General features: G+C 69.3%; 13 protein-coding genes. 4 read left to right on the forward strand and 9 right to left on the reverse strand.

Annotation, left to right across the window (positions count from 1 at the left end):
• Positions 1-230 precede the first annotated feature (230 nt).
• Both EC845_RS13465 and EC845_RS13470 read right to left on the reverse strand, forming a co-directional pair.
• Positions 231-1,511, reverse strand: coding sequence for a CaiB/BaiF CoA-transferase family protein (locus tag EC845_RS13465; protein ID WP_123298622.1), 1,281 nt, complete (start codon positions 1,509-1,511; stop codon positions 231-233).
• Between the two features lie 19 nt (positions 1,512-1,530).
• The gene (locus EC845_RS13470) at positions 1,531-2,730 is read right to left on the reverse strand and encodes an acyl-CoA dehydrogenase (protein WP_123298623.1); all 1,200 of its coding nucleotides are present in this window, start codon (positions 2,728-2,730) and stop codon (positions 1,531-1,533) included.
• 360 nt (positions 2,731-3,090) lie between these two features.
• On the opposite strand from EC845_RS13470, the gene EC845_RS13475 reads away from it, so the two are divergent.
• From EC845_RS13475 to EC845_RS13485, 3 genes are all read left to right on the forward strand, one after another.
• On the forward strand, positions 3,091-4,368 hold the full coding sequence (locus tag EC845_RS13475; protein WP_123298624.1) for a solute carrier family 23 protein: 1,278 nt from the start codon (positions 3,091-3,093) through the stop codon (positions 4,366-4,368).
• Positions 4,369-4,516: 148 nt separating this feature from the next.
• Positions 4,517-4,954 carry a hotdog fold thioesterase gene (locus EC845_RS13480; RefSeq protein ID WP_123298625.1) on the forward strand — a complete coding sequence of 146 codons (438 nt, stop codon included), beginning with the start codon at positions 4,517-4,519 and terminating at the stop codon, positions 4,952-4,954.
• Between the two features lie 138 nt (positions 4,955-5,092).
• Positions 5,093-6,031: a CysB family HTH-type transcriptional regulator gene (locus EC845_RS13485; RefSeq protein ID WP_123298626.1), complete on the forward strand. Its 939-nt coding sequence runs from the start codon at positions 5,093-5,095 to the stop codon at positions 6,029-6,031.
• 53 nt (positions 6,032-6,084) lie between these two features.
• Here EC845_RS13485 and EC845_RS13490 read toward each other — a convergent pair whose 3' ends face one another.
• From EC845_RS13490 to EC845_RS13500, 3 genes are all read right to left on the reverse strand, one after another.
• Positions 6,085-6,852, reverse strand: a complete 768-nt coding sequence (locus EC845_RS13490) for an anti-sigma factor domain-containing protein (protein ID WP_123298627.1) — start codon at positions 6,850-6,852, stop codon at positions 6,085-6,087.
• A gap of 8 nt (positions 6,853-6,860) precedes the next feature.
• On the reverse strand, positions 6,861-7,466 hold the full coding sequence (locus tag EC845_RS13495) for a sigma-70 family RNA polymerase sigma factor (RefSeq protein ID WP_123298628.1): 606 nt from the start codon (positions 7,464-7,466) through the stop codon (positions 6,861-6,863).
• A gap of 173 nt (positions 7,467-7,639) precedes the next feature.
• Positions 7,640-8,335, reverse strand: coding sequence for a DUF3455 domain-containing protein (locus EC845_RS13500; protein WP_233598060.1), 696 nt, complete (start codon positions 8,333-8,335; stop codon positions 7,640-7,642).
• A gap of 278 nt (positions 8,336-8,613) precedes the next feature.
• Here EC845_RS13500 and EC845_RS13505 point away from each other — a divergent pair, with 278 nt between their 5' ends.
• The gene (locus EC845_RS13505) at positions 8,614-10,098 is read left to right on the forward strand and encodes a M20 family metallopeptidase (RefSeq protein ID WP_123298629.1); all 1,485 of its coding nucleotides are present in this window, start codon (positions 8,614-8,616) and stop codon (positions 10,096-10,098) included.
• 26 nt (positions 10,099-10,124) lie between these two features.
• On the opposite strand, the gene EC845_RS13510 is transcribed toward EC845_RS13505, so the two are convergent.
• The 4 genes from EC845_RS13510 to EC845_RS13525 are packed head-to-tail and all read right to left on the reverse strand — an operon-like array spanning position 10,125 to position 18,392.
• Positions 10,125-10,784 carry a response regulator transcription factor gene (locus EC845_RS13510; protein WP_123298630.1) on the reverse strand — a complete coding sequence of 220 codons (660 nt, stop codon included), beginning with the start codon at positions 10,782-10,784 and terminating at the stop codon, positions 10,125-10,127.
• Positions 10,781-13,015, reverse strand: a complete 2,235-nt coding sequence (locus tag EC845_RS13515) for a nitrogen regulation protein NR(II) (protein ID WP_233598061.1) — start codon at positions 13,013-13,015, stop codon at positions 10,781-10,783. The genes EC845_RS13510 and EC845_RS13515 overlap by 4 nt, the downstream gene beginning before the upstream one ends.
• Positions 13,012-13,824, reverse strand: a complete 813-nt coding sequence (locus EC845_RS13520) for a carbon-nitrogen hydrolase family protein (RefSeq protein ID WP_123298631.1) — start codon at positions 13,822-13,824, stop codon at positions 13,012-13,014. The genes EC845_RS13515 and EC845_RS13520 overlap by 4 nt, the downstream gene beginning before the upstream one ends.
• Entirely contained in the window at positions 13,821-18,392 is a 4,572-nt protein-coding gene (locus tag EC845_RS13525) for a YhdP family protein (RefSeq protein ID WP_123298632.1), read from the reverse strand. The genes EC845_RS13520 and EC845_RS13525 overlap by 4 nt, the downstream gene beginning before the upstream one ends.
• Positions 18,393-18,424 lie beyond the last annotated feature (32 nt).

Genomic DNA, 18,424 nt, shown 5'->3' on the forward strand with positions numbered 1-18,424 from the left:
TGGGCCCATGCAACTTGTGCATGGTGCGATGCAGCAGACGCCATCATGGGCAACCGCTCTGCGCCGGTCGGGGCTGTCGTCCCAGAGGACGGCCGACGATGCCATGGTGCGCGAGCCGCAAATCGCCGCCTGTCGGCCGACATGCCGAATCCGGCCAACGCCCGCCGGCCTGTCGCCACGGCGCATCAGCCGGCAAGTACCGACGCGTTAGCGGGGTGCGTCTTGCCGTTTCAGGCAATCACGCCGCGCGCCCGCCAGGCGGCCTGTGCGGCACCGTCCACACCCAGCTCGTCCAGCACCTGCGCGGTGTGTTCGCCCAGCGCGGGCGGGGCGTGGCGCAGCACCGGCGGCGTGGCCGACAGCCGAATCGGACTGGCCACGCTGCGGATGGCCAGTCCGTCCGCGCGGGTCTGCGTCACGGCCAGTTCGCGGGCCTGGACCTGCGCATCGGCAAAGGCCTGGCCGATGTCGTTGATGGGGCCGCACGGCACGGCGCAGGTCTCCAGCAGCGCGATCCAGTCGGCCGTGGTGCGCTCGCGCGTCACGGCCTGCAGCAGCGGCAGCAGAACCGCGCGGTGGCGCACCCGCAGCGTGTTGGTCAGGAAACGCGCATCGGCGGCCAGTCCGGGCCGGTCGGCCGCCATGCAGAACCGGGCGAACTGGCCGTCGTTGCCGATGGCCAGCAGCATGGCGCCATCGGCCGTGGGAAAGTCCTCGTAAGGGGCCAGGCTGGGGTGCACGTTGCCCATGCGCTGCGGGGTCTCGCCGGTGTTGAGGAAAGCCGCCGCCTGGTTGGCGAGCACCGCCATGCCCACGTCGAGCAGCGCCATGTCGATGTGCTGGCCCCGGCCGCTCGCCCGGCGCGCCTCGAGCGCGGCCAGGATGGCACTCGAGGCATAGGTCCCCGTGAACAGATCGATCACCGCCACCCCCACCTTGAGCGGTCCGCCGCCCGCCTCCCGATCGGCGCGGCCGGTGATGCTCATCATGCCGCTCATGGCCTGGATCATGAGGTCGTAGCCCGCGCGTGCGGCATAGGGTCCGGTCTGCCCGAAACCCGTGATCGAGCAATAGACCAGGCCCGGGTTCAGCGCGGACAGGCTGTCGTAGTCCAGTCCGTAGCGCTGCAGGCCGCCGACCTTGAAGTTCTCGACCACCACATCGCTGCGCGCGGCCAGTTGCCGCACCAGCGCCTGCCCCTCGGGCTGTGCGATGTCGATGGCCACGGCGCGCTTGTTGCGGTTGCAGGCCGTGTAGTAGCTGGATTGCGCCGAATCGGCGCCCTGCGCATCCTGCACGAAGGGCGGGCCCCAGGTCCGGGTGTCGTCGCCCTGTCCGGGCCGCTCGACCTTGATCACGTCGGCGCCCAGATCGGCCAGGATCTGCGTGCACCACGGGCCGGCCAGGATGCGCGACAAGTCCAGCACCCGGATGTGCGACAGCGCGCCTGCGGCAGTCGGCGACGACGGACCGCCGCTGCCGGCGGTCCCCCCGAACGATGCGGTGTCCATGCCCTTGCCTGCCGGCCGGTCAGTTCGCAAAGGCCGCGATGCCGGTCTGCGCACGGCCGAGGATCAGCGCATGCACGTCGTGGGTGCCCTCGTAGGTGTTGACCACTTCGAGGTTGACCAGATGCCGCGCCACGCCGAACTCGTCGCTGATGCCGTTGCCGCCCATCATGTCGCGCGCCAGCCGCGCGACGTCGAGCGCCTTGCCGCAGGAGTTGCGCTTGAGCAGCGAGGTGATCTCCACCGCCGCCGTGCCCTCGTCCTTCATGCGGCCCAGCCGCAGGCAGCCCTGCAGGCCCAGCGCGATCTCGGTCTGCATGTCGGCGAGCTTTTTCTGCACCAGCTGGTTGGCGGCCAGCGGACGGCCGAACTGCTGGCGGTCGAGCGTGTACTGGCGTGCCGTGTGCCAGCAGAACTCGGCCGCGCCCAGCGCTCCCCAGGCGATGCCGTAGCGCGCGCTGTTGAGGCAGGTGAACGGTCCCTTGAGGCCCTGCACCTCGGGAAAGGCCTGCTCCTCGGGCACCCACACATCGTCGAGCACGATCTCGCCCGTCACGGATGCCCGCAGTCCCACCTTGCCGTGGATGGCCGGGGCGCTCAGCCCCTTCATGCCCTTGTCGAGCACGAAGCCGCGGATCGGTCCGACCGCCCCGCCTGCGCTGACCTCCTTGGCCCAGACCACGAACACGTCGGCCACCGGGCTGTTGGTGATCCACATCTTGCTGCCCTTGAGCCGGTAGCCGCCGTCCACCTTGTAGGCCCGCGTGGCCATGCTGCCGGGATCGGAGCCGTGGTCGGGTTCGGTCAGGCCGAAACAACCGATCCATTCGCCGCTGGCCAGCCGCGGCAGGTACTTCTGTTTCTGCGCCTCGGTGCCGAACGCGTGGATCGGCACCATCACCAGCGAACTCTGCACGCTGGCCATCGAGCGGTAGCCCGAGTCCACCCGTTCGATCTCGCGCGCGATCAGGCCGTAGGCCACGTAGCTCAGTCCGGGGCCGCCATACTGTTCCGGAATGGTCGGACCCAGCAGACCGATCTCGCCCATCTCGCGAAAGATGCCGGTGTCCATGCGTTCATGGCGAAAGGCCTCGAGCACACGAGGGGCCAGGCGGTCCTGGCAATAGGCCGCGGCCGCGTCGCGGATCTGGCGTTCGTCGGCGTCGAGCTGGCTTTCCAGCAAAAAGGGATCGGCCCAGTCGAAGCGGGCTTGGCGTGCCATGGCAGAGGTCTCCGTCGGATGTTCGGGTAAAAAGAATCGAAGTCTGGTCCGCATGCTAGGCCCATGGCCCTCGTGAAGCAAACGATGCTTGCGCACCCAGATATTCCCTTTCCTCAAGACGGACGGATCGGATCGGCCGCACGGCCGCACCGCCGCCGACGCGACGGTGCCCGGGTGGCGCCTGCGGCCGTGCGGGCTTTTCCTGCCCAGCGAGCCGCATCGCCGATCGCCCGTGGCTCGTCTGCTGTACCGCCCGCGCAACGCCCGCAGGCCGGCCGGCAGTCCTGCCCGTGCGCCAACCTTGCCCCACCCTGGTGCACCCCTTAGCATTGCGCCACTTAAATTTCTGGAGTGCTGACAATGGGGATGTTCAACTGGACGGAGAAGTCCGCCGACGGCTCGGTGATTGCACCGGACGAGCGGCTGCCGTGGGGCCAAACCACGGCCATGGGCGTGCAACATGTGATCGCGATGTTCGGCTCGACCATCCTCGCGCCCATCCTCATGGGCTTCGATCCCAACATCGCGGTGCTGATGAGCGGCATCGGCACGCTGATCTTTTTCCTGGTCACCGGCGGCAAGGTGCCCAGCTACCTGGGCTCCAGCTTCGCCTTCATCGGCGTGGTGATCGGCGCGACCGCCTATGCCGGACCGGGCCCCAATGCCAACATCGCCATCGCGCTGGGCGGCATCGTGCTGTGCGGCCTGGCCTACATCGCCATCGGCCTGGTGGTGCAGGTGGTGGGCACCGGCTGGATCGAACGCTTCATGCCGCCGGTGGTCACCGGGGCGGTGGTCGCGGTGATCGGCCTGAATCTGGCGGGCATTCCGATCAAGAACATGGCCGCCAACAACTTCGACGCCTGGATGCAGGTCGTCACCTTCGTCAGCGTGGCCATGGTGGCGGTGTTCACGCGCGGCATGCTGCAGCGTCTGCTGATCCTGATCGGCCTGATCGCAGCCAGCCTGATCTACGCCGTGCTGACCAACGGCCTGGGACTGGGCAAACCCATCGATGCCAGCGGCATCCTGGCCGCGCCCTGGCTGGGCCTGCCGACCTTCCAGACGCCGGTCTTCACCGCCCATGCGGCGCTGCTCATCGTGCCGGTGGTCATCATCCTGGTGGCCGAGAACCTGGGCCACATCAAGGCCGTGACCGCCATGACCGGCCGCAACCTCGACCAGTACATGGGCCGCGCCTTCATCGGCGACGGCATCGCCACCGTGGTCAGCGGCAGCGCCGGCGGCACGGGCGTGACCACCTATGCCGAAAACATCGGCGTCATGGCGGCCACCCGCATCTACTCGACCGCGATCTTTGTGGTGGCCGCGGTGATCGCCGTACTGCTGGGCTTCTCGCCCAAGTTCGGCGCCGTCATCCAGGCCATCCCGCTGCCGGTGATGGGCGGGGTCTCGATCGTGGTGTTCGGCCTGATCGCCGTCGCCGGCGCCAAGATCTGGGTCGACAACCGGGTCGACTTCTCGGACAACCGCAACCTGCTGGTCGCCGCCATCACGCTGATCCTGGGCACGGGCGAGTTCACGCTGCGCTTCGGCGACTTCGCGCTCGGCGGCATCGGGACCGCGACCTTCGGCGCCATCTTCCTGTACGCGCTGCTCGGCCGCAACAAGCGCTGAGGCCGCCGCCAGAGACGGGGCATCCCGCCGGGCAGGCGGTCGCCGCGAACGCGGCGGGTACCCTGCCCCCTGCGTCGGATCGGAGACAGCCCGTCCGGCCGGCCTTCGCATAATGGTCATCCGCAAGCCCGCAACAACAGGTCCATCCATGTCCCTCTGGCAAAAACCCGTCACGGTCGAGGCGCTCAACGCGCTGGCCGCCAACACTGCCATTGCCCATCTGGGCATTGAATTCACAGAAGTGGGCGCTGACTTCATCAGTGCGCGCATGCCTGTGGACGCTCGCACCCACCAGCCCATGGGCCTGCTGCATGGCGGCGCCTCGGTGCTGCTGGCGGAGACGCTGGGCTCGTGCGGGGCCATGGGTGCCGCGGCGCCCGGCCATCATGTGGTGGGCCTGGACATCAACGCCAACCATGTGCGCTCGGCCCGGACCGGCTGGGTCACGGGCACCACCCGCCCGGTGCACATCGGCCGCACCACACAGGTCTGGAGCATCGAGATCGTGGGCGAAGGCGGCGAGCTGGTGTGTGTGTCTCGCATCACCATGGCGGTGCTGCCGCCCCGGCCGGCCAAGGCCGCCTGAGCTTATTTATAATTAAGCTATATATAGAAATTAATAATAAGTCGTTTTTGAAATAACGATTGTTGGACAGAATCACCACCCTGCGTCCAGCCCGGCCCGCGATGCCCGTCGCCGGGCGGCCCCGCACAGGATTTGGTCATGAATTTCCAACAACTCCGCTCCGTCCGAGAAGCCGTCCGCTGCCACTTCAACCTCACGGATGTGGCGCAAGCGCTGCATACGTCGCAGCCCGGCGTCAGCCGTCAGATCCGCGAGCTCGAGGACGAGCTCGGCATCGAGCTCTTCGTGCGCGCCGGCAAACGCCTGACCGGGCTGACCGCGCCCGGCACACAGGTGCTGCCCATCATCGAACGCATCCTGCTGGACAGCCACAACCTGCGCAAGGCCGGCCAGGAGTTCGTGGCGCAGGAGATGGGCAGCCTGTCCATCGCCGCCACCCACTCGCAGGCCCGCTACGCATTGCCGACCGCCGTGCAGGAGTTCCGCCTGCAGTACCCGCAGGTCACGCTGCAGCTGCACCAGGGCTCTCCCAAACAGATCGCGCAGATGCTGATCGACGGCGAAGCCGACGTCGGCATCGCCACCGAGGCCCTGGCCCAGTACAGCGAGCTGCTGGCACTGCCCTGCTACCGCTGGACCCACTCGGTGGTGGTGCCGGCCGGTCACCCGCTGCTGTCCCAGCCGCTGACGATCGAGGCGCTGGCCGCCCATCCGCTGATCACCTACGACAACGGCTTCACCGGCCGCTCGCACATCGACGAAGCCTTCCGCCAGCATGGGCTGGAGCCCAACATCGTGCTGTCGGCCATGGATGCCGACGTGATCAAGACCTATGTGGAACTGGGGCTGGGCGTGGGCATCGTGGCCTCGATCGCCTACGAAGCGGAACGCGACCTCAACCTGCGTGCGATCGAAGCCGGCCAGCTCTTCGGCATCAACCTGACGCGCCTGGCCGTGCGCCGGGGTGCCTTCCTGCGTGGCTACGTCTACGACTTCATCACGTCGTTTGCGCCGCCGCTCACCCGCACCATCGTGGAACAGGCCCTGGCACTCGACGAAGTGCCCGAACTGGACTGAACGGCTCGGCCCCTCGGGGCGGCCGGTCTTCTGCCGGCGTCCTCGCCTGATCCCTACAACACCTCGACTGCACGGCCGATCGCCTGGATCGGCCCGGTGGGCAGGCCCGTCGGCGAGCCGGCAGCCGGTTCGAGCGTGAGTTCGAACAACTGGTTGGGCTGCAGCGGCGGCAGGCTCTCGAGCGGGATCTGCAGGCGCTGACCCGGCTGCACCAGGCCCAGCGAGACCGGTGCACTCCAGCCGTCGGCCTTGGTCCAGAACTGCAGGCTCTTGTCCTGCGGCACCACGGCGGCAGCCAGGGGAATCAGCGTGACCTGCTGCGGCCGGTGGGTCTCGCGCGTCGAGGCCTGCACCACCCAGCCCGGCGCCTTGTCCTGGGGCGCCACCAGCACCACCAGGAATTTCGGTTCGGCCGCGTCCGGCACGGGGCGTGTCACCAGCACCGCCGCCAGCACGGCCGCCGCGGCAAAACCGCCGGCCGACAGGCCACGCCACAGCCTCAGGCTGTCCCACCACGCGCCGCGTGGCGACACCGCTTTTGGGCGTGGACGGGCAACGGCCGGCGCAGCGGCAGCAGGGGCCTCCTGCAGGCCCAGCGTGGCCTCGATGCGTGGCCACACCTGCCGGTGCGGTGCATGGGGGGCGTTCAGTGCCTGCAGCGGCAACAGGCGTTCTTCCCACTGCGCGACGGCCTGGCTCAAGGCGGTGTCGTGCGTCAGGCGCTGCTCGACGGCGCGGCGCTGCGCCGCCGACAGGGTGCCCAGCACGTATTCACCGGCCAGCAGGGCCAGTTCGTCGTCGGGGCGATGGGGGCTATTCATGGTCGGGTTCATGCCATGCACTCCCGAAGGGCCAGCAGGCTGCGTTTGATCCAGGCTTTGACGGTGCCCAGCGGCGCACCCAGCCGGATGGCGATCTGCGCGTGGCTGAGTCCGTCCACATAGGCGTGCAGCACACAGTTGCGGCGCACGGGTTCGAGTTGTTCCAGGCAATGCACGACGCGGCCGCCACTGTCCTGCCAGGCGAAATTGTCCTGCGTGTCGCGCCAGGCTTCGAGCGCGGCCTGGCCATCCACGGCTTCGGCTGCGCCCTCGTCGGCCAGCGGCTGCTCGTGCGCATCGCGGTCGCGCACGGCATTCAGCGCCAGGTGGCGGGTGAGGCTGTACATCCAGCCCCGCGCCGACCCGCGGCCGGCATCGAAGCTCGCGGCACCCGTCCAGATCTTCACGAACGCATCGTGCAGCAGATCCTCGGCCAGGCCGTTGTCCCGCACGATGCGGCGCACCATGCCGAGCAGCCGGGGGCTCTCGAGCTCGTACAGCCGTTTCAGCGCCGCATGGTCGCCTCGCGCGCAGGCGGCAAGCAAGGCTTCGTAGTCGGGTACATCGGTATCGGCGGCAGCATCGAACGCGGGCTCGGGAGGCAAGGACTGCATGGGCGGCGAGGTTCGGGTGGAAGGGCGGCACGCGGGCCGTCGGTCCTCCGGGGCCGCCTGGGACAGCCTGGAGTGCGGCCATGTTACCGCAGAGTTTCCAGGCTCGGGCACAGGCGGATCCCCGGTTCGGGCCCCGCCCTCGCCCGAACCGGCGAAGCCTGCCAGGCGCTGGATCAGGCGGCCTTCCAGAAGATGTAGTCGGCTTGGTAAGGCACGATCTGGCGCGCGCCCTTGTTGGCCGCCGTACACGCCGTGGCGGGTGCCACGCCGCCCTTGAGCGCCACACGCTGGATGTAGGTCACGCCGGTCATCGCGCCCGCGCCCATGGCCGGGTTGGCCTGGACCAGCTGATAGGGCAGGTTGCCTGCGCCGGCCGGTGCGGTGGCGAGCTGGGTGGCCGTCACCTGCGAGCCGTCGAGGGCGGCCCAGGTGGCGGGAGGACCCCAGTAGCGGCCCACGGCCTTACCCATGCGATCGTTGAGCGTGGCCTTGGGGCCGACAAAGAACCACTCGGTCTGGCCGGGCATGTTGGCCTTGTCGCGGCATTCGTAGGTGATTTCGCCGACGCCCACGGTTTCCCAGGCCACGCGATTGCCCGCGGGCACCTGGATGGCGGCCGGCAGGCTGGCCTGCGAGAACATCGCCATGGGCTGGCCGCCCCTGGCCTTGGCTTCGCTCTCGACCACGGTCTTGGCGTACGGGTTGAGCGGCTGCTCGGCCGTCACCATGGGCGTGGCGTTCTGGGTGGCGGCCGAGCCCTGGTTGCTGCCCAGGGGCGTGCTGGTGCACGCAGCCAGGGCCAGCGAGCCCAGGACGACGGAGCCCAGCAGGGCGGGACGGCTCGATACGGAAAGGCGGGTACGGGTCATGATCATTCTCCTACGCAGGGGCTGGATGGATCGGGCGTCGCACCGGCCATCCCTTGGGATGGGACAGACGACGACGCTCGCGGTGGCAGGAAACACAAGTCCTGCACAGGTACTACCCACCAGAGGCGCATCTGGATGCACGCCGCGGAAAATATTTTTCATCGCCCGGCCAAACCGACCGCCGGCCGCCCGCGCCGGCCCCCGTCCATGGGGGCGCGAGAGGCGCTGCAAGGCCCCGCCTGCAGGGGCACAATACGGGTTCAGCCAGGAGCGCCCCCATGAATGCCCGTATCCCCACTCCCGTTCTAGACAACACGCTCGCGCTGCAGCAAGTCAGCGCGCAATGGGACCGCGACATCGTCCGCCAGGTCACCGACTACATCGCCATCCCCGCCAAGTCGCCGGGTTTCGAGGCCGACTGGCAGGCCAAGGGCCTGCTCGACACCGTGGTGCGCAACGCCGCCGACTGGATCGCGGCCCAGAAGGTGCCGGGGCTGCAGTTCGAGATCGTGCGCCTGCCCGGCCGTACGCCCGTGCTGTTCTTCGAAGTGGCGGCCACCCAGTCCGTCGCCGCCGGCAGCCAGACCGTGCTGATGTACGGACACCTCGACAAGCAGCCCGAATTCACCGGCTGGCGCAGCGACCTCGGCCCCTGGACCCCCAAATACGAGGACGGCCGCCTCTACGGCCGGGGCGGCGCCGACGACGGTTATGCCGTCTACGCCAGCATCGCCGCCGTGCAGGCCCTCAAGAGCCAGAACGTGCCCCATCCGCGCATCGTGGGCCTGATCGAGACCTGCGAGGAAAGCGGCTCCTACGACCTGCTCCCCTACGTCGACGCCCTGCGCACGCGCCTGGGCGACGTCGGCCTGGTGATCTGTCTGGATTCGGGTGCCGGCAACTACGACCAGCTGTGGCTGACCACCAGCCTGCGCGGCATGGCCAGCGGCACGCTCAAGGTCGAAGTGCTGACCGAAGGCGTGCACTCGGGCGACGCCTCCGGCCTGGTGCCCTCGTCGTTCCGTATCCTGCGCCATGTGCTCGACCGCCTGGAAGACAGCGCCACCGGCCGCCTGCTGCCGCCCAACTTCCATTGCGAAGTGCCGGCCGAACGCCTGGCGCAAGCCCAGATCACCGCCGGCATCCTGGGCGAAGAGCTCTACAAACGTTTCCCCTGGGCCCACTACGACTGCGGCGGCTCGACCACCGTCGCCCTGCCGACCACCACCGACCCCGTCGAGGCGCTGCTGCGCCGCACCTGGGTGCCGACCCTGAGCGTGACCGGTGCCGATGGATTTCCGGAATTCAACAACGCCGGCAACGTTCTGCGGCCCTACACCGCCTTCAAGCTCTCGCTGCGCCTGCCGCCCCTGGTCGACGCGGCCCAGGCCGTGCAGGAGCTCAAGACCCTGCTCGAGGACAACGCCCCCTACCAGGCCCGCGTGACCTTCCAGCCCGGCGGCGCCGCCACCGGCTGGAACGCGCCCGACACCGCCGACTGGTTCCGGCAGGCCCTCGACACCGCCTCGCTCGCCCATTTCGGCTCGCCCTGCGGCTACATCGGCCAAGGCGGCACCATTCCGCTCATGAACCTGCTGTCGCAAGGCTTCCCGACGGCCCAGATGATGGTGTGCGGCGTGCTCGGCCCCAAGAGCAATGCCCATGGCCCCAACGAGTTCCTGCACGTGCCCTACGCCAAGAAGCTGACGGCAGCCGTGGCGCAGGTGATCGCGGCCTTTCCGGCGACCGCTCCCGCGGCCTGATCCGGGGGACGCAGCCCGGCCCGCCTTCAGGCGGCCGGCTGCGGGCTGTGCTGGTGCAGCAGGTTGGCGAGCTCCACCGCCGACTTCACGCTCATCTTCTCGAACACCCGCGAGCGATGCACTTCCACCGTGCGCACGCTGATGTCGAGCTGATCGGCGACCTGTTTGTTCGACAGGCCCTGCACCACCAGGTGCATGACGCTGCGCTCGCGCTCCGTCAGTTCGTTGTTGATCAGCGTGCGGATGTCCTGTGCCTGGCGCAGCTGCTGCAGCGCCAGCTCGCTTTGCCGCAGCGCGAGCTCGATGCGATCGACCAGTGCGTTGTCGGAAAACGGCTTTTCGCAGAAATCGAAGGCGCCGCGCTTGACGGCATCGACCGCCATCGACACATCGGCATGCCCGCTCAGGAAAATCACCGGCATGACCTGCAGCAGCGAACGCTCGCGCAGGATCTCGAACAGGGCCAGGCCGCTCATGCCCGGCGGCATGCGCACATCCAGCAGCAGGCAGCAGGGCACGGCCGGCAGGAAGTCGGCGGGCTCGCCGTCGACCACCCGCAGGAAGTCTTCGGCACAGGCATAACCTTCGGCCAGCAGGTGGCGGGTGTTCAGCAGCCAGCCCAGCGCGTCGCGCACGCTGGCGTCGTCGTCGACGATATGGACGGCTGCAATTCGGGAGAAACTCATGGCACGGAACTCGATTCGATAGGCTGGGCACGGGCCGGGGCGGTGGCGTCGTCTCGCGGCGTTTCGGCCGGAGGCACGGCCTGCGGCACCAGCGGCAGCGTGAAGCGGAAAATGGTACCGCATGGGCCGTTGGGCTCGAAGCTCAATTCTCCTCCGTGCTGCTCGACCACGGTACGGCACAGACTCAGACCCAGGCCCATGCCTTCGCGTTTGGTCGAGAAGAAATGCGTGAACAGGCGATCGTGCAGCTCGGCCGGGATACCGCTGCCGCGATCGATCACCGAGAACACCAGCCGGTTCGCACGCGGAGCCGACGGAGCACGGCTCTGCCCGCCCCCGATGCCGTGCGCCTTGGCGGGCGCCGACCGCAGAACGGCCGGTGCACCCTCGCCGTGGGCCGTTGCCGCGCCGGCCGGCGACTGGCGCGCCACGCGGATCACCAGCCGCCGATCGTGCCGCGGCGAATGCTCCATCGACTGGATGCCGTTGCGTGCCAGGTTGAGCAGCACCTGCTCGATCATGATGCGATCGCACAGCACCGGCGGCAGCCCGGGCTCGATCTGCCAGACCAGCGAGACCCCCACCTTGCGCGCCTGCAGCGACAGCAGCGGCTCGATCGCCGGCTGGAACTGCTGAGGCGGCACCCACTCGTGCGCCTGGTGGCGGCGCTGCACGAAGTCGCGGACCGAGGTGATCACCTTGCCCGCCCGTTCGGCCTGCGCGGCGATCTGCTGCACGGCACTGCGCAGCAGGACCGTGGCGGGCGAGGCGTTCGTCCGTGCCCCGTCTTCCTGGGCCAGCAGATTGAGCGAGCCCGATGCATAGCTGGCGATCGCCGCCAGCGGCTGGTTGACCTCGTGGCTGATCAGCGATGCCATCTCGCCCACCGTCGCCAGCCGCGCGCTGGCCTGCAGCCGTTCGAGGCTGGCGCGCGACATTTCCTCCACGCGCCGCTGTTCGCTGACGTCGATGACCGCGCTCATCCAGCCGGTCTGCTTGCCCACGGCGTCGACCAGCGGGGCTTCGAAAATCAGCACGGGAAAGCGCGTGCCGTCGCGCCGCATGAAGACCGACTCGTAACCCGTGCGCGGCGGCAGCCGGTCGGCGCCGTGCAGCAAGGCCTGCCGCTGCAGGTACTGTTCGATGCTTTCGGGCGGCCAGTACGGCGCGGGCATCGAGGTGCCCAGCAGTTCCTCGGCAGAAAAATCCACCATCTCGCAGAAGGCCGGGTTGACATACGAGATGCGCCCACCCAGATCACGGGCGCGCAGCCCGGTCACCAGCGAACTCTCCATCGCATTGCGGAACGCCAGCGCATCGGCCACTTCCTGCTCCGCGCGCTGGCGCCGCCGCATGTCCTTGGCCAGCAGGATCATGACGGTCACGAGGGCGATCGTCATGAAGGTCACCAGCGCCGTCAGCACATTGGGAAACACGCCGGGTGCGGCATGCCAGAACATCAGCTTGAGCGTCAGGCTGGTGCCCGGCAGATCGATCACCTGCATGGACGAGAACGCCCGGCTGCTGCGCCTCAGCGGCGCATTGAGCACGGCCAGCCGCGCGCCGTCGGCATCGGTGAACGAGAGCTCGTGCGTGCGCTGCACCGGCTTGGCCACGAGCTCGGCCAGCAGGCCCTTGAGGCTGTAGGTTCCGACCTGGAAACCCGCCAGCTGCGCGCCATGCCGCACGGCCTGACAGACGTCCACCAGTTCCTGCCCGATGCCCGAGCCGGTGGTACCGGTCTGGAAATAACTGCCCGAGTAGGTCGCCACCCCGGTCTGGGCGGCCAGCGAGCAGGCCAGCCTGATCTGCAGGTCACGCCCCGGGACGGCCATCGGATCGCCCGGCACGGCCTCGTACGGCGACAGGGCCTGGGCATGCAGCCGGAAATCGGCATCGAGCCAGCGCACCCGCAGCAGCTCGCGGCGCTCGTAGAGCAGGGTCGCCGCCAGAAAGGACCAGGTCGACTCGTCCATGGGCCCGGCCTGCAGCGCCTGCAGGCTCTGCACGTTGCGATTGAGCCCCTGCCGGATGTCCAGCCCCGCCACGGCCGTGTTGCGTTCGACCTGATCCTGCACCTGCGAGGTCTCGTAGATGCTGGCCAGCCAGATCAGCGTGCCCAGCACCGCGCCCACCAGACACAGCAGGATGGGCCACAGCCACTTGCGCACATCGGTGGTCAGGAAACCCGCTGCCCCGCGCGCCACCGCGGCCACCGCATCCGGTTTCACGGCCGCAGCACCCGGTGGGTCAGCGCCGGCAGCTGCAGCCGCAGTTGCGCCTGCCGCTCGGCATCCAGCTCGGCCGCCACCACGGCCTCGCCGCTGTCCCGTTCGGCCACGATGGCACCCCACGGATCGACCACCATGCTGTGGCCCCAGGTCTGGCGGCCATTGCCATGCAGGCCGCCTTGCGCGGCTGCAATCACCCAGGCCAGGTTCTCGACCGCGCGCGCACGCAGCAGCAACGCCCAATGCGCCTGGCCGGTGGTGACCGTGAAGGCGCTGGGCACCACCCAGATGTCGGCCTCGGCCGAGCGGTACAGCTCGGGGAAACGAACGTCGTAACAGATGCTCAGCCCCAGCCGCCAGACACGGCCCGTCCGGTCGGTGACCGGGGCCACCACCGGCTGCTCGCCGCGCCGCAAGACCCGGCTCTCGTCGTAGCTCTCGTCGCCGCGGGCAAAACGGAACAGATGCATCTTGTCGTAGCGGGCCGTGCAGCGGCCCTGCGGATCGAACACCAGCGTGCTGTTGTAGACCCGGTCATCCACGCCCGTGGACAGGGGCAGCGTGCCGCCGACCAGCCACAGTCCGTTGTCGCGGGCCATGGCGGCCAGCGCCTCCTGGATGGGCCCATGGCCCGGGTTTTCCTGGATGTCCAGCTTGTCGGTGTCCTTGCGCCCCAGCAGGCAGAAGTACTCGGGCAGCACCGCCAGCTCCACGCCCTGGGCGGCGGCGTCCCGCACCAGCCGGGCCGCAGTCTGCACGTTCTCAGCCACATCCGGGCTGCTCACCATCTGGATGGCTGCGCATTTCATCGTTGAATCTCGGGTTCGGGAAACCGGGTCGCATCGTCCGCCGGCGGGGCCGGCTGGGAACGCGGTTCGGCAGAAGGCGTACCGGGTGCATTTTGCACCGCCTCGATCTGCGGATCGGTCCAGCTGCCATGGATGTGGAAGGTGCGCGTCACCGACTGCAGCAGCGGACGCCTGAGCACCAGTTGCGCAATGAAGGTGCCCAGCCCGACGACCGGATTGATGGCCGTGGCGATCAATGCCATCGAGGTCGTATTGAGCTCCGGCACCACCACCACCCTCAGATCCTGAGTCTCACGCACCAGGTCGGCCTGTCCCTCCATCAGCACGGCGGCGCTGACCCCCTTCATCTGCAGGTTGTTGGTCACGGCCTTGCCCTGGTCGATGCGCACGTCGCCCCGCAGAAAATCGAATGCAAAACCCTCCGAGAACGCATCCCGGAAATCCAGCACCAGCCGCCGCGGCAGCGCCTGCAGGCTCAGCACGCCCAGCAGGCGGGCGGGTCCCGGATCGGCCTTGAGAAACTGGCCGCGGCGCATGTCCAGCGCCAGTGCGCCATCGAGGCTGGCCAGGTCGAGCGCCAGCGGCGACCCCTTCCAGTCGACATGTCCCCTGAGGCTGCCTTCGCCATGCCGGAACAGGTCGGCATAACCGAAGCGGCCCAGCAGCTGGCCGGCATCGTGCGTTTCGAGGTGGAAATCGAGGCGTGTCTGCCGCACCGCGTCCTCGCCCGCAGCGTCGCCGGCGGCCTCGCGACCATCCGTCAATCGCCACTGGCCGGTGGCGCTGAGCGTGGCCTCGGGCACCGACAGCGTCAGCGTATCGAGCCGCCAGACCCGCGTCCGGCTGCCGGTGCCGGCGGCCTCGCCGGGGTCGAGGTTGCTCGCCCGCACCCGCAGACGGCCCAGATCCAGGCCGGACAGGCGCAGCGCACCCACCTCGATGTCGAGTCCGGGCAACACGCGGGTCTCGCGGTCCAGCAGCTCGTCGAGCGCATCGGCCGAACGGCCCGTCCCCCGCGCCGGCGGACGGGCCGCACGGTCGAGCACCAGCCGGTCCAGCCGAGCGAACAACTGGCCCGGCTGGTCGCCGGCACCCTGGCTGTAGCGCAACTGTCCTTGGACCTCGTCGGCCGACACATCCGCCGACCACGTGCCCTGCCGGTGCGTGCCGCTCGCACGCAGGTTGTGAATCGAGCGGTTCGCAAATCGCAGTTCGCGTGCCTGCACGTCGATCCGCGTCGGCAGGAAACTGGCCAGCGCCGCGGCATGGGCAGACTGCGGGTTGCCGTCCTGAGCCTCGGACCGCCCACGACCCTCACCGTCGGCAGGCCCGGCCGCCGCATGGGCACGCAGAGCGGCACTCGCCATGCCGGCCGCCGTGCTGGGCAAGGCGCCGGGCGACGCATCGTCGTCCGCTCCGGGCGCCGTCAGCAGGGCCTGCCAGGCGCTGACATCCACCGTGTCGAGCTTGAGCCCCAGATCGACGCCCGAGACCGGCAGCACGGCCTCGGGGGCCTGATGCTCGTCGATCTGGATCGCGCCCCGCCGCACCCTCGGATAGCTGGCCGACAGATCCCGTTCGAAAACGGCCTTGATCCGCTCGCCGAGCTGGAACGCCACGCGATCTTGCTGCGTCCCGGTCGGGCTCGCTTCGAAACGCACCGGCAGGGCCGTTTCGGCCGTCTTGGCAAACGGCGCCGGCAAGCTCGACGCCAGGCCCTGCAGGTCCGAATCGAACCGTGCCTGCAACTGCCCGCCTGCAGAAGTCAACCGTGCGCTGTAGCGCGTCTGGCCTTCGAGCTGGCTGCCGATCTGGGCCAGCAAGGGCAGCTCGTGTGCATGCACCAGGCCGTCGGCGGTCACCGTGCCCTGGCCTTCGAACTGCACGGCCAGACGCCGGCGCGGTGCCGACGGCGCGGGATCGGCCGCCTGCCCCGGCGCACGCCCGGCGGCGATGTCACCGGCACCCGCACCGGCCTCGGGCCGCCCCTCCTGCTCGCCCTGTCCACTGAACTGCAGTTCGCCGCCCAGCAGGCGTGTACGGGCATTGCTGACCTTGAATCCATGCTCGGTGAAGTCCACGCGGGCCTGCGTCTGAGCCAGCACCGGGGCTTCCGGCGTCAGCCGCAGATCGGCCTGCTGTATCTGTGTCGTGCCCACCACCGTGGTCGCGCTCGCGTCGTGCAGCGGAATGCGCAGCGCCAGCTGGATCGCTGCATCGCCGGTGGCCTGGCTGCGGGCAAAGGCACCACCCGCCAGCGCATCCAGCGGGGAATGCTGCACATAGCCCAGCGCCTGGGCCATCGGTCCGCCGACCCGTCCGTTGATCTCGAGCACCGGCTCGGCCTGCCCCAGGCCGGCGATGCGGGCCGAGGTCTCGGCGACCTTCAGTTGCGGGAAGTCGGCAAAGCGGCCGCGGGCGCCGCGCACGTCCATGTCGATGCGGTCGAAGACGAGCTGGGCATCGAGACCGGCCAACGCCGGCCAGCGCACCGGCTGGTGGGTCCGCTCGGCCACCGACTCGGGGACATAGTCGAAATCGACGTCGTCCAGATCGGCCACGATGCGAAACACCCCCTCCTGCGCATTGCGCGGCGGGAAATGATCCAGCCCGCTGTCCACGGCAAACGTGGTCCGGGTCGCACGGCCGCCCCGCACGGCATCCCGCACATAGTGCCGCGTCAGCTCGGGGATGGCCACCGGCAGATAGCGGTGCACCCGCGTGCCGTTGGCCCGCATCAGTTCACCCTTGAGCGTCAGGTGGCCGGGCAGCCGGTCGTCGGCCGTCCCTCCGGTTCGCCAGGTTCCCGTGGCAAAACCCGCCGCATCGGCATTCGCAAACTGCAGGTCCGACACCTCCACGCTGTGCTCCGCACCGACCCGCCGCCAACGCACCTGTGCGTCCAATGTGTCCATCGGCATCGCCGGCTGCTCGAAGACCCCGGGGAACACCAGTTCCCCCTGGCGCACGGCCACACGGGCCGTGCCGCCGTCCTGGTTCAGATCCAGCACCGCATCCGCGCCCCGGATCCCGGGACGGCCCGGCAGGGGCCGCTCGATCGCCCGCTTGCCCGACGAATCGACCGAACCGGCGCCGGTCCCTCCGGTCCGCACCGGGGCCTGGCTGCGCGGCCGCGGTTGCCCGGGAGCCAGGGCCAGACCCTCGACCGCCGCATGCAGTTGCCAATTCATCTGCTCCCATGGGGATTCGCCGGTCGCCGCGGGCGCAGCGTTGCGCCGAAGAACCTGCTCCTGCGACCCATCCCGCGAAGACGGCCCCAGCCTGCCGCTCCATTGCGCCTCGAGTTCCCGCACCAGCCCTTGCGGCGCCAGCGCGGCGATGCGCTGGCGCACGGCCTCGTCCAGCGGCAGGCGCTCGGCCACCTGTGCCAGCGCAGCCAGATCCAGTTGCCGGCCCGTGACACGGCCTTGTTCGGGTGCCAGGCTTCCGGCCGCCTGGTAGCGCACGCTGGCATTGCCACCCGGCCAGCGCGGGCCGTCGGCCAGCCGGAAAGCCAGATCCTGCGTTTCCACGGCAAAACCGCGCGGCAGGTCACGCCACGACAGCCGTCCGCTCAGTTCGGCCAATGCCAGCGGCAGCGCGGCCGCCTCGGGCGCGGAAGCGACGACCGCGCCGCCCGGCACTCGCCGCGCCACCACATCGCGCAAATCCACATCCAGCGTGGCGTTGTCGAGCGCCGCATGGTCCAGCCGGGACCACATCCGCACGCGACCCGTGCCGGCGTCGAGCCGCATCGGACCCGGCCAATCGGCCAGATAAGGCGCCAACTGGCCGAAGTCGACCCGGTCGACCTCCGCAAACAGCTCGCCCTGCCAGTCCTCCCAGCGTCCGCGATGCAGGCTCAGCAGCGGCTGGCGCATCTGTGCGGCGGCATGCAGTCGGCCGCCCCAGCCTTCGGGCAGGCGCGCATCGAGCCGGACGTCGTGCCGCAAGCCATGGTTGCGCACCACCAGCGCGATCCCCTCGACGGTGGCCGGCGCGCGCGGCTGCCCGCCGGTGGCCGGCGGCCGCTCGTCGCGCCAGTTCACGGCGCCGTCGCGCACGATCACGTCGCGCTGCGAGAAAAACCAGTCGCGGCCCAGGCTGCCGCCATCGTCCGAGCGGTCGAGCAGGACGCCCGCGATCTCGAAGCGCCCGTCTGCACGCCGCACCGCGTCGAGCCGAAGCCGGTCGACGACGAGTTGCTCGAAGCCCAGCCGCCACAAGGAACGCGGCGACAGCGTCGCCTGCACCCGCGACACGCTCAGGGTCTCTCGGCCCTCGGCATCTCGGATGCGGATGTCGCCCATCTCGATGGTCGGCAGGTGACGCCAGCTGTCGGCGCGGGCTGACAGTTGGCCGATGCGCACCGGCAGTCCCAACCGCTCGCTGGCCTGCTCTTCCACCCACGGGCGCAGTTTTTCGATACGGGGCACAATCACCCCATGCAAAGCCACCCAGGTCACGACCAGGAACAGCCATGCCGCCACGGCCAGCCACCAGGCGGTGCTGGCCAGAAAAGAGGCGCCGCGCAGGCGCCTGGTGGGCTGGGAAGGACTGACGGACATGAACGTTCAGAGGGATTATGACTGGCGTGCAC

Source organism: Comamonas sp. BIGb0124 (assembly GCF_003752175.1).
Lineage (GTDB): Bacteria > Pseudomonadota > Gammaproteobacteria > Burkholderiales > Burkholderiaceae_C > Comamonas_F.